Origin of the sequence: Sphingomonas sp. ABOLH (assembly GCF_003951715.1) — a bacterium.
GTDB classification, from domain to species: domain Bacteria; phylum Pseudomonadota; class Alphaproteobacteria; order Sphingomonadales; family Sphingomonadaceae; genus Sphingomonas; species Sphingomonas hankookensis_A.
Genome location: NZ_QQWV01000007.1, coordinates 95,614 through 107,242, shown reverse-complemented (window position 1 = coordinate 107,242; position 11,629 = coordinate 95,614). Strand labels below are relative to the sequence as shown.

The window sequence follows — 11,629 nt, the reverse complement described above, 5'->3', positions numbered from 1 at the left end:
CGTCATCCCGGCGGAGGCCGGGATCTGTGGCGGATAGCGCGGGACAGGAGTCAGTCGATGCCTCAGCCTCCGCTGGGGCGACGGTTGTGGCAGGGATGCCTGGGGATGTTGACGCCCCGCACATAACCGTCACCCCGGACTTGATCCGGGGTCACGCTTCTTCTCACGGCTCAGTCGAGGAAGAAGAAGCGGGAACCCGGGTCAAGCCCGGGGCGACGATAGGTATTCCGGTCAGCGGCGGCGATGGTCCGCCGCCGGCGGCATCAGCCCAGTTCACCCTCGAGCCACGCCTTCAGCTGGCTCTTCGGCCGCGCGCCGAGCAGGTCGGCGACCGGCTGGCCGTTCTTGAACAGCTTCAGCAGCGGGATCGACTGGACGCCCATCGACCCGGCGGTGTCGGGGTTGGCCATGATGTCGACCTTGGCGATCGTCACCTTGTCGCCCAGTTCGTCGGCGATTTCTTCCAGCGCCGGAGCGATCATCTTGCACGGGCCGCACCAGTCCGCCCAGAAATCGACCAGCACCGGCTTGTCGGATTGCAGCACGTCGGCGGAAAAGCTGGCGTCGGTAACGGTCTTGGTCGGCATGATAATCTCCTTCTTGCGCCAGTATCTATGATCGGGGGGCCGGCACCTCAAGCTGTGCGGGGCAAGCTTTGTTCCCCCGCCCCCAAGCCGGGCTTGTGCGCGTCGAGCAGTTCGCCGGGCAGGACGAACAGGCGCGGACCGGCGGTGTAGAGCAACGCCGCCTCTACCGCGTGGTCGGGAAAGATGACGCGCAGTGCGGCGGCATAGGCCGCCATCTGCCGCAGGTGATAGACCGGAATGTCCTCGACCGTGTCGGGCACGCGGCGGCCGGTCTTGAAGTCGACCACGCGCACCGTGTCGCTGCCGACGCACAGCCGGTCGACCGTGCCGGCGACGACCTGCGTGCCAACGACCGCTGCGATCGGCGCTTCGGCCAGCGCGTCGGGGCCGAACAAGTCGGCAAAGGCCGGATCGTCGAGCACCGCCATCGCGTCGCGCGTCACCCGGCGACGGAGGGCGGCATCCTCGACGCCCGCCGCGCCGGCCAGCCAGCGTCCGGCGGCATTGGCGCGCTCGTGGCGTGGCAGTTCGGGAAGGCGTTCGAACAGCTGGTGGAGCAGCCTGCCCCGCTCCGCTGCCGCGCGCATCGTCGCGGTGGGCGGCGGATCGGACACCTCGTCCTCGCCCACTGCCGACGGGGCGAGCGGGCGCGGCGGGCGGGCCTCGGCGGGGGCCGGCGCGCGGAGCCAGGCGGGCGCCGATGCGGCGGCGGCCGGTGCGGTTGCCGACCGTGCCCTGACGGCGATCGGGGGTTGCGGCGTCAGGCCGGTGAACAGCCGGTCACCGTCCTCGCTCCCCGGCACCCCAAGCGCATCGAAAGCGGCGGCGGCGGCGCTGTACCAGCTGAGCGCCGGCGGAATGCCCTTGCACTTCGGTGATGGCGCGCCGGCGATGACCAGCCGCTCCTCGGCACGGGTCGCCGCGACGTAGAAGAGCCGCCAATGCTCCTCCAACTCGCGGCGGTCGCTGGCGGCAAAGGCGCCGTCGACCGGGGTGCCCGCCTCGCTGCCACGCGGGCGGAACAGCGGGAAGGCTGCGCCGTCATGGCTTTCGGGTGCCCATTGGACGACCCCGCGCCGGCTGTTCTCCGGATCGATCGCGGCATCGGCCAGCAGCACCAGCGGCGCCTGCAACCCCTTCGACCCGTGCGCGGTCATCACCCGCACCGCGCCGCCCGAGCCGCCGGCGTCGCGCTTGATCTCCACCTCGCCCCGGTCGAACCATTCGACGAAACGTTGCAGCGACGATGTGGCGACGCTTTCGAACGACAAAGCGGCGTTGAGCAGCTCGTCGATCGGGTCGCGCGCCTCCTCCCCCAGCCGCGCGATCAGCTTGCGGCGGCCGTCCATCTCGCCCGACAACAGTTCCTCAAGGAAGCGATAGGGCGTCGCGAAATCGGCACGGCGCAGGATGCGCGACAGCGGTTCGACCACCTCGCTGTTCGTCCGGCGCAGATGCCGCCACAGGCTTCCGCTCTCGCGCAGTGCCCCTGCGAGCAGTTGCTCCTGCGTCCAGCCGATCAGCGGGGATACGAGCAGGCAGGCAAGGCTCAAATCGTCATCGGGTTGCAGCGCGAAGCGGATCGCGGCGAGCAAATCCTTGACCGCCAGCGGCGCATCGAGCCGCAGCCGGTCGACGCCCGCCACCGGCACCCCCTCCGCATAGAGCCGCGCGACGATCAGCGAGGCGAGGTCGCCGCGCCGCTTGACCAGCACCATGATGTCGCCGGGCTGAAGCATCCGCCCCTTGGATTCCAGCGGCAGCGTGCCGATCCAGCCGGCGATTTCGCGCGCGATCTTCGTCGCGATGACGCGGGTGACGTCGTCGATCCAGCCTTCCTCGGCATCGTCGGGCGTCTCGACCACGGTCGGTGCCCAGAGGGTGACGGTGCCGGGGCCGGGCACCTCGCTGTCATGGGTGTCGGGCGCGTCGATGCCCATGCCGGGGTCGGGCAAGGCGGCGATGGCGGCGTCGACGAATTCCAGCACCGGGCGCGTCGTGCGGAAGCTGTGGGTCAGCGACAACGTATCCAGCTCGCGCGCATCGCCGCGATAATCGTCGGGCAGTGCGGCACGGCGTTCGAAATCGACATGCGCCGCGCGGAAATAGATCGGGTCGGTGCCCTGGAAACCGAAGATCGCCTGCTTGTAGTCACCGACGACGAACAGCGTCCGCATCCCCGCCGTCCGCACCGCATCGCCGCTGAAGAATTCCTCGACCAGCGAACGGACGATCGCCCATTGCTGGGGATTGGTGTCCTGCGCCTCGTCGATCAGGACATGTTCGGTGGTCTGGTCGAGCTTGAAGCGGACCCAGTCGCCGATGCCCGGTTGCGCCAGCAGGTTCAGCGTCTCGCGGATCAGATCGTCGAAATCGACCGCGCCCGCCCGACGCTTGGCACGGACATAGGCGTCGGCATAAGCACGCCCCGCCTCCAGCGCGTCGGCCAGCGCATCGGCATAGCCCATGCGTGCGGCTTCCTCGATCAGCTCACCGGCACGGCCGCCGACCGCATAGGCCAGTTCGTCATAATCGGGTTCGGCGGCGACCAGTTTGGCCGACGCCTTGCGCAGCGTGTCCTCGGCCGTGAAGAAGATCTTGCGGATGTCGCGGACCCGCGCGGCGCGCTCGACCGGGCTGGCAGCCAGCCAGTCCATGATCGCGCCATGCGTCTTCTTGCCCGTCGCCGTGCCCCAGGCGAGGTTGGCGGCGGCCAGCCGTTCCAAGGCGTCGCAGTCGAATTCGTCGTCGCTGCACGCTTCCGCCAGCATTTCGTCGATCGGCATCGACGGCAGGTCCAGCGCACGGCGCAGGAACGGCTGAATGCCGCTCGGCAGTTCAGTCATCGCCTGCGGCCGCTTGGCACATTCGCGCAGGAAATTCTCGGCCGCGCCCTCGCCCATGCGCAGTGACATGGCGGCAATGGCATCGCCGATACGGCTCGACCCGGTGCGCTGTTCCTCGACCAGCAGTTCGGCCAGCGCCTCACGCGCCATGCCCGCTTCCTCGCGCGCCTCGAGCGGGCGGAAGCCGGGGACCAGCCCCGCCTCGACCGGGAAGCCGGCGAGCAGGCTCTGGCAGAATCCGTGGATCGTCTGGATACGCACGCCGCCGCCCGGCGCGTCGAGGACGCGGGCGAACAGGGTGCGGGCGCGGGCGAGCAGCGCCGGGTCGTTCACGTCCTCACCCAACGCAAACAGATCGGCCTTCAACTCGGCGGTCGGCAGGCGGACCCAGCGCGCCAATCGGCTGGCGACGCGTTCGGCCATTTCCGCCGCGCCCGCCTTGGTAAAGGTCAGGCACAGGATCGCGGCGGGATCGACCCCGCGCAGCAGCAGGCGAAACACCCGCGCCGACAGCACGTGCGTCTTGCCGGTGCCGGCCGACGCCGACAGCCAGACATGGCGATGCGGGTCGCTGGCCGCCGCCTGGTCGTTCTTCAACCGCTGGAGCGCGCGGACCTCACTCACGGCCATACCATTCGTCGCGGCGCATCAGCTGGTCGTAATCGGCATAGATGGCATATTCGGGCACCAGCTTGGCGGTAAAGGCTTCGTCGCCGGTCAGGAAGCGGGCGACCGCATCCTCGAAATGACGCAGCGCGGTGGCGACGAATTCCGCCGTAGCAATCTTGCCGCCGGTGCCGTTGGCGTTGACCGGGGTGGTGAACTTGCCGAAGCTGTCCTTGTCCTTGATCAGCGACCAATATTCGAACGCGCTTGCCGTGCCGCGCACCCCGGCGAAGCAGCCGCGTTCGGCCATCAAGCCCAGCAGCCCCAGTTGCAGACTGTAGCCGGCGGCCACCGCCTTGCCGCTCGGCGCCTTGCCGGTCTTATAGTCGATGATCGCGAGACTGCCGTCGGCGGCGCGATCGATCCGGTCGGCCTTGCCCGACAGTTCGACCCCGGCGATGGCGAGCTTGCCGTCGCATTCGACCGCCGCCACGTCGCGCCCCTCGGCCAGCTTCTGGTGCGTCAGCGACGCGACCCAGTCGATCGCCTCGCGCAGGCGCGGCACCCACAATGCCCGCAGCAGCGGATGGGTGCGCGGATCGTCGGACAGCGCCTGCAACCGGCGGCGCAGCTTCGCCGGGTCCAGCCCGTCCTCGCGCGCCCAGCGTTCGAGCACGCCGTGCACCGCCGTTCCCCGCCATGCGGCGGTCGCATCGGCATCGACCGCGTCCATCGGCGACAGGCGCAGCATCCGCCGCGCATAGAAGGCGTAAGGGTCGGCCTTCATGCGGTCGACCTCGGTCACCGAGATGCGGCGCGGGCGCTGTGCTACCGGCGGGCGCGGTGCGGGGCGCGCTGCGGCAGCAAAGGATGCGGGCCGGTCGATCGCCCGCGCCCAGTCGCGCAAATGCCCTGCACGCTCCAGATTGTCGTCCAGCGCCTGCAACCGCAGCCACAGCCGTGACGCGATGGTCGGCGCGGTCGCGTCGCGCGCCGCGCGGGTGAGCACCACGTCGGGCGCGCCCATCGCCCCGGCAAAATCATGCGCGGCAAGGCCGATACGGCGTTCGAGACCGGGCAGGCCCAGATCGGCGCGAATGCGCGGGGCAAGCCACGGATCGGGTGACGGCAGCGCCGGCCACACCCCTTCGTTCAGGCCGCCGAGGATCATCAGGTCGGCGGTCTGCAACCGCGCTTCGAGCAGGCCGAGAATGGCGAGGCGCGGATGCGCGCCCTGCGGCGGACGCACCGCCACTTCGTCCAGCAAGGTGCGCAGGAGCGCGGGCAGCACACGGGGATCGACCAAGGGCGGGCCGATCGCCGCCTGTTCCTCCAGCGCGGCGATCAGTTCGGCAGCGGCGCGGCCTTCGGGCCGACTCCACGCCGCGTCGCCCGCCAGCGTGGTCGCCGTCTCGCGCAGCACCCCCAGCAGGCGGACGAGCGGCTGCGGCCCGGATGCGAAGATGTCGGCGAGCGGCGTCAGCAGCGGACAGGCGATTTCCCAGAAGCCCGCCGCCGCCGCGCGGATCGCGGCATCGCGCGGCTCGCCCTCGCGCAGATGACGTTCGATCCCTGCCAAGCCCGGCGCCGGACGCGGGCCGCGCAACGCCCGGTCGAGCCGGCGCACACCATCGAGCCACAGCACCCGCTGTTCGGCGTCCCCGCTCTTCACCAACGGATGTTTCAGCAGCGACAGCAACGCGACCGGCGCGAACGCCTGCGCCGCCGCCTCGACCAACGCCAGCAGCAACGTACCGGGCGCGAGCAGCGACAGCGGCTGCCCGGCGGAATCGTCGACACTGACACCCCAGCGCGCCATGTGCGCCGCCACCCGTCGCGCGAGCATCCGGTCGGGAGTCACCAGCGCGGCGGTGCGGCCGGGCGTCTCCAACGCCTCGCGCAGCGCGACGGCGATCGCCTGCGCTTCCTCGGCCGGGGTCGCCAGTTCGACCATCCGCACACCGGACAGGCGCCGGTCGGCGGCGGGCACGTCGATCCAGTGGTGCGTCCGCTCGGCGGGACTGAGCGCGGTGGCAATGGCGCGGCTGCGCGTCGGGGTCGCGTCATGCTCGCTCGCCGCCTGCCAGCGGACGAATTCGTGGCGGTTGACGCCCATCCGGTCGAGCAGCAGCTTCAAATGATATTGTGGGTGCGTCTCGATCGACCGCTTGCGCCGGCCGGTGACGGGATCGGGCGCATGGGGGCCGAGCGACGCCCATTCGTCATCGTCCATCGCCAGGTCGAGGCCGGGCAGCACGACCATCCCGCGCGGCAGGCCGGCGACGCAGCGCTGGATGCGGGCGATCGCCGGCGCGTTGGTGGCGATGCCCGCCGCGCAGACGAACCCCTTGGGCGGATCGACCGCCCAGCGCGCGCACAGCCGCCCGAGCAGCCGGGTCCGCCGGTCGGCCAGATCGATCCGCCCCAGCGCCGCCAGTTCGCCGGGCCAGCGGTCGAGCACGATGCGGAACAGGTCGAGCGAGCGTTCCCAATGCGCCGACAATGTTTCGTCGAGGTCGAGGGTGCGCAGCCGTGCCGGATCGACCTCCTCGACCAGCAGCTGGTCGAGGGTCGCGGCAAGGTCACCGGCCAGTCGCACCGCCTCCGCCGCATCGACCGGACGCCCGGCGCGCTGGCGCTCCTCGGTCACCAGCCGGGCGAGGATCATCCGTCGGGCGAGCGGATCGATCGCGGGCGGGATCGGTTCCTGGTCGGCCGGATCGGCAAAGCTGCCGACGCCTTCGTCCAGTTCGGGGTCGCCGATCGCGACGAGGCGGGGGAGCAGCAACCCGCCGCCGCTGGCGCGCACGAACGCTTCCTGCACCGTCCGCTTGGCGCGGTTGGTCGGCACCAGAACCATGCCCTGCGCCAGCGCCAGCCGGTCGCCGCCGAACCGGCGGATCAGCCCGACCGCCAGCGCATCGGCAAATGCCCGATGGATCGGGATGGTATAGAGGCTGAGGCGCCGCCCCTCAGCCATCGGCGAGGACCGCCTCCGTCATCGCGATCGCGCCCGGCGTGCCGACATCGAACCACAGCCCCTGGTGCACCACGCCATAGGCGCGCCCGGCTTCGATCGCGCGGTTCCAGAACAAGTTGGTAGAAAACGCGCCTTCCGGCCAGTCGGCGATGACGCGCGGCGACAGGATCTGGACGCCGGTGAACACGAACGGCGCAAGCCGGCCGGGCTTGCGACGGCCGGTGATGCGGCCCATCGCGTCGATGTGGAAATCGCCCTGCCCGCGATGGCCGTGCGCCAGCGCCTGCGGCACCAGCAGCAGCAGCGCGTCCATCCGGTCGTCGTCCCACAAATTGCTGAGCAGCCGGATCGAGTCGACCGGGCCGTCGACCCACAGATTGTCCGAATTGACGCAGACGAACGGCTGGTCGCCGATCAGCTCGCGCGCCTGTACCAGCCCGCCGCCGGTCTCCAGCAGCTTCGCGCGTTCGTCGGACACCGCGACGTCGATGCCCTTCACACGGTGCTTGAGATGCGCTTCCATCGCATCGGCCAGGTAATGGACATTGACCACCGCGCGCTTGACCCCCGCCCCGCGCAACCGGTCGAACACGTGATCGATCAGCGGCTTGCCGGCGACCTCGACCAGCGGCTTGGGCCGCATCGCGGTCAGCGGGCGCATCCGCTTGCCCAGCCCCGCCGCCATCACCATCGCGGTTTCGGGCACCGTCGCTTGCGGATGGGGACGGATCGAACGGAGCGTGGTCATGCGAGTTCCTGCGGATCGCCGCGCTTGGGCGACGGGATGTTGAGATCGAACCAGCGCGCGACCCCGGCCAGCGCCGGATGGGTCAGGTCACGCTCCAGATAGCGCCACACGCGCGGACACAGCGCGCCATAGCGCGGCTTGCCGTCGCGCCGCCACAGCCGGGTGAAGATGCCGAGGATCTTCGCGTTCCGCTGCGCGCCGAACAGATGATAGGCGGCGTCGAACCCGTCGCCCACGCCGGTCGACTCCCGATAGCGGGCGAGCATCGACGCCTCGACCACCGCCGGCACATCGCGCCGCGCATCCTGCAACAGCGACACGAGGTCGTACGCCGGATGCCCGGCCAGCGCGTCCTGGAAATCGAGCAGCCCCAGCCGCGCATCGTCGAGCAGCATCAGATTTTCGGCGTGATAGTCGCGCAGCACGGTGACGACCGGCATGTCGGGCAGCGCGTCGAACGCCGCATTCCATGCCGCTACATAACCTTCGGTATCGACGGTGAGGCCCAGCGCGTCGCAATACCATTCGATCAGCAGGTTCGCCTCGCGCAGGATGAACGCGCGGTCGTAGGGAGGGACCGGGGCCGGCTCATGGCGTTGCAGGCGGAGCAGCTGGTCGACGGCGGCGGCATATAGCCGGCCTTCGCTTTCGGGTGCGGCGTCGACCGTCTCGCGCATCCGCATGTCGCCGAAATCCTCCAGCAGCATGAAGCCGGCAGCAGCATCGTCGGCCAGGATCGCGGGCGCGGCAAAGCCCCGTTCGCCCAGCCATGCCGCCATATGGGCGAACTTGCGCGTATCCTCGGGCGGCGGCGCGTCCATCAGCACCGCGCTGCGCCCCGCCTCGATCACGCGGTAGTAGCGGCGGAACGAGGCATCGACCGCCAAGGGCAATATCTGCGCTTCGCCCCAGCCGGCGTCAGTGAGGAACGGGACAGCCGCATCGCGCGGGTTCAGATCAGCGGCCATCGGCTTTCCCAAGCGTCCGGCACGCGCGCTGTCAAGCGCCGCCCGCCCGCTTCGTCGAACGCGAGGGTCAGCCAAAGGGCATCCGGCCAAGGATCGTCGCCCAGCCGTTCGGGCCATTCGACGAGCAGCAGCGCATCGTCCGCCTCGTCCAGTCCCAGTTCGAGCGCCTCGTCCGGTTCCTCGATCCGGTACAGATCGACGTGCAGGACGCTCAGGCGCACCTCCGGCGGATCATAGGGCTGGACGATCGCGAAGCTCGGCGAGGGCGCCTCCCCCGCCAGCCCCAGTGCCGCCAACACCCCGCGCGCGATACTCGTCTTGCCTGCGCCGAGCGGCCCCGACAGCGCGATCACGTCACCCGGCTGCACCACCGCCGCCAGCTTCGCCCCGAGCGCATGCGCCGCCGCTTCGTCCGGCAGATGCATCACGGCTCGCGCGGCAGGTCGATGGTGACCATCGTGCCGACGCCCTTTTCGGACACCAGCTCGATCGTCCCGCCATGCGCCTCGACCGCCTGTCGGGCGAGCGGCAGGTCGAGGCTGAGCGCGCGTTCCCCGACCCGCGTCGCGCCGGCCTGGGCAAAGCGGTCGAACGCGCGCGCCACCGCGTCCTTGGACATGCCGGGACCGTCGTCCGACACCACGATCCGCGCCCGCTGCGCATCGCCGTCGACATGCAGCAGCACGCGCCCGCCCTGCCGCAACCCGCCGATGGCATGGTCGAGCAGATGGCCCACCGCCTGCCGCAACCGCCGCGCATCGCCCAGCATCACCCCGGCGGTCGGTGCGATCTCCACCGCCAGTTCGACGCCACGCGCCGTCGCCGCCGCCCGCGCCGCATCGGCAGCCTCGGTCGCGATCATCTTCAACGGCACCGTAGCGCGTGCGACCGGCGTGGTTTCGTTGGCGGTCAGGTCGAGCGTGTCGTCGATCAACCCGCCCAGCCGCTCGACCGATTCGAGGATCGCGTCGGTATAACGCGCGCCGTCCTGCGTCAGCTTGCCGGCATAGCCCGCCTGCAACATCTCGGCGAACCCCTTGATCGAGGTCAGCGGCGTGCGCAGTTCGTAGCTCATCGACGCGACGAACGCGGTCTTCACCCGGTCCGCCGCCTCCAGCGCCTCGTTGCGGTCGCGCAGCGCCTGTTCCATCCGCCGGCTGTCGGAGATGTCGAGCATGGTCAGCAGCGCGTTGCCATCGGGCAGCGGCACCGCGCCAAACTCATAATGCCGCCCATCGGCCATGGCGAAGCGGCCCGAACGCTGCATCCGCTGCTGCGTGGCGAAGCGGACCAGTTCGGGGATCAGCGCCGCCTTGCCGGGACTGGCGAGGCTGTCGGCGACCCGCTCAGCCAGCGCATCGACCCGCGGGTGGGAATCGAGGAACGCGTCGTCCAGCCCCCAGACCTGCCGGAACTTCGCGTTCCAGATCTGCAACCGCCCATCCGCCGCGAACACGCCCAGCGCCTCGAACAGATTGTCGAACGTCGCGGTGCGCACCCGCAGCAGCGTGTCGCGGGCGCTGGCGAGCTGCACCTGTTCGGTGCGATCCTCGAAGATCAGAAGTAACCCGCCTTCGGGCAGCGGTTGCGCCACGACGCGCAGATGGGTGCCGCCGGGCAGATGCCATTGTTCCTCGATCGCGCCCTCGGCCGCGCGGAACCAGTCGCGCCGCTCCGCCTTCCACCCCGGAAAGTCCCGGACTTCGGGAAGCCGCTTGGCCTCGCGCATCCGGTCGAGCACCCGGTCGAATTCGGGCCGGTCGGCCAGCCATTCGGGCTTCATCGCAAAGGTGCGGCCGAACGGCTGGTTGTAGAAGACGAGCGTACGATCCGGCGCGAATTGCGCCACGCCCGCCGACAGCCGGTCGAGCATCGCCCGCTGCGCCTCGCGGCTGCGCTTCAGCTTGCCGCGCGCTTCCTCGATCTCGTGCACGTCGATTGCGAAGCCGCCGGTCCCACCGTCGCGCAGCGGCATGTCGTGGACGCGCAGCATCCGCCGTTCGCCATTGATCGTCGCCGGCATCGCCGCGACCTGCGGCTGTCCGGTATCGCGCGCGATCGCCGCGCTGGCCAGCGGCCCGCCCATGCCGACGCCCTCGACCAGTTCGACCTGGCGCGCGATCACCTCTGCGGCATCGGCGGCATCGACCGCGCGGACATAGGCGGTGTTGACCATGGCCAGGCGCAGGCTGTCGTCGCGATACCACATCGGCATCGGTGCCGCCTCGATCAGGCTGGAGAGCGCTTCGAACGCCGCGCGATATTCCTCGGCCTCGGCGCCCAGCGTCGCGATCTCGTCATGGAATTCGGTCGCGTCGAAGAACCAGACCAGCACCCCGCCCGGCGTATTGAGGGCCGCCGGCGCCCGCTCGCCAATCGCGAACAACGACCGCGCCGAACCGGTCGCGCGCACGACGGTGCGGAACGGCTTGCCCCCGCGCAGTGCCGCGGTAATCGCATCGACCAGCCGGTCGGCACTGCCCGGCTCCAGCCCGCTATCGGCATTGCCCAGATCGGCCAGCGACGCCGGCATGTCGCTGCGCCCCAGCCGGTCGGCCAGCGGCTGGTCGAGCAGCAATCGCCCATCGGCCCGCACCACCATCGCCAGCGCCGGCGATGCGGACAGGGTGGCGTTCAGCGACGCGAACGACGCCGCATCCGCCGCCGCCCGCCGCCGTGCGGACAGGCCGGCATGCAGCATCCACGCGCTTGCCCCCACCAGCAGCGCCAGCACGACACCGGACAGGATGGCGGCCATCAGGCTGAGCGTAATCAAGCAAGCGCCTCGCGGGCAGACGAAGGAACGGCGGACATGGGCACGCCCCCTGCCTAGTCGTTAGCGCCCGCATAAAAAAGGGGCGACACCGCATGGTGCCGGCCAGAATCGTTCAACC

7 protein-coding genes are annotated in these 11,629 nt (G+C 70.3%); all 7 read right to left on the bottom strand.

Features of this window, described 5'->3' with window-relative positions:
• Positions 1-263: 263 nt before the first annotated feature.
• From trxA to CA237_RS05410, 7 genes are read right to left on the bottom strand one after another with little or no spacing between them, the layout of a single operon-like run.
• On the bottom strand, positions 264-587 hold the full coding sequence (gene trxA, locus CA237_RS05440; protein WP_055760313.1) for a thioredoxin: 324 nt from the start codon (positions 585-587) through the stop codon (positions 264-266).
• Between the two features lie 47 nt (positions 588-634).
• Entirely contained in the window at positions 635-4,063 is a 3,429-nt protein-coding gene (addA, locus tag CA237_RS05435) for a double-strand break repair helicase AddA (protein WP_066689414.1), read from the bottom strand.
• A complete protein-coding gene (gene addB, locus CA237_RS05430; RefSeq protein ID WP_066689415.1) occupies positions 4,050-7,019 on the bottom strand; it encodes a double-strand break repair protein AddB in 2,970 nt (989 codons plus the stop codon). Before addB ends, addA begins: the two co-directional genes overlap by 14 nt.
• The gene (locus tag CA237_RS05425; protein WP_066689416.1) at positions 7,012-7,767 is read right to left on the bottom strand and encodes a nucleotidyltransferase family protein; all 756 of its coding nucleotides are present in this window, start codon (positions 7,765-7,767) and stop codon (positions 7,012-7,014) included. Before CA237_RS05425 ends, addB begins: the two co-directional genes overlap by 8 nt.
• Positions 7,764-8,735 (bottom strand): phosphotransferase, encoded by a 972-nt coding sequence (locus CA237_RS05420; RefSeq protein ID WP_066689417.1) that lies wholly within the window; start codon positions 8,733-8,735, stop codon positions 7,764-7,766. Before CA237_RS05420 ends, CA237_RS05425 begins: the two co-directional genes overlap by 4 nt.
• On the bottom strand, positions 8,720-9,160 hold the full coding sequence (gene tsaE, locus CA237_RS05415) for a tRNA (adenosine(37)-N6)-threonylcarbamoyltransferase complex ATPase subunit type 1 TsaE (protein WP_066689418.1): 441 nt from the start codon (positions 9,158-9,160) through the stop codon (positions 8,720-8,722). The genes CA237_RS05420 and tsaE overlap by 16 nt, the downstream gene beginning before the upstream one ends.
• Positions 9,160-11,493: a PAS domain-containing sensor histidine kinase gene (locus tag CA237_RS05410; RefSeq protein ID WP_126013282.1), complete on the bottom strand. Its 2,334-nt coding sequence runs from the start codon at positions 11,491-11,493 to the stop codon at positions 9,160-9,162. Before CA237_RS05410 ends, tsaE begins: the two co-directional genes overlap by 1 nt.
• Positions 11,494-11,629 lie beyond the last annotated feature (136 nt).

Coding starts and splice junctions, on each gene's coding strand:
- CA237_RS05425 (WP_066689416.1), bottom strand. CDS start 7,767: ATGACCACGCTCCGTTCGATCCGTCCCCATCCGCAAGCGACGGTGCCC.
- trxA (WP_055760313.1), bottom strand. CDS start 587: ATGCCGACCAAGACCGTTACCGACGCCAGCTTTTCCGCCGACGTGCTG.
- addA (WP_066689414.1), bottom strand. CDS start 4,063: ATGGCCGTGAGTGAGGTCCGCGCGCTCCAGCGGTTGAAGAACGACCAG.
- tsaE (WP_066689418.1), bottom strand. CDS start 9,160: ATGCATCTGCCGGACGAAGCGGCGGCGCATGCGCTCGGGGCGAAGCTG.
- addB (WP_066689415.1), bottom strand. CDS start 7,019: ATGGCTGAGGGGCGGCGCCTCAGCCTCTATACCATCCCGATCCATCGG.
- CA237_RS05410 (WP_126013282.1), bottom strand. CDS start 11,493: ATGGCCGCCATCCTGTCCGGTGTCGTGCTGGCGCTGCTGGTGGGGGCA.
- CA237_RS05420 (WP_066689417.1), bottom strand. CDS start 8,735: ATGGCCGCTGATCTGAACCCGCGCGATGCGGCTGTCCCGTTCCTCACT.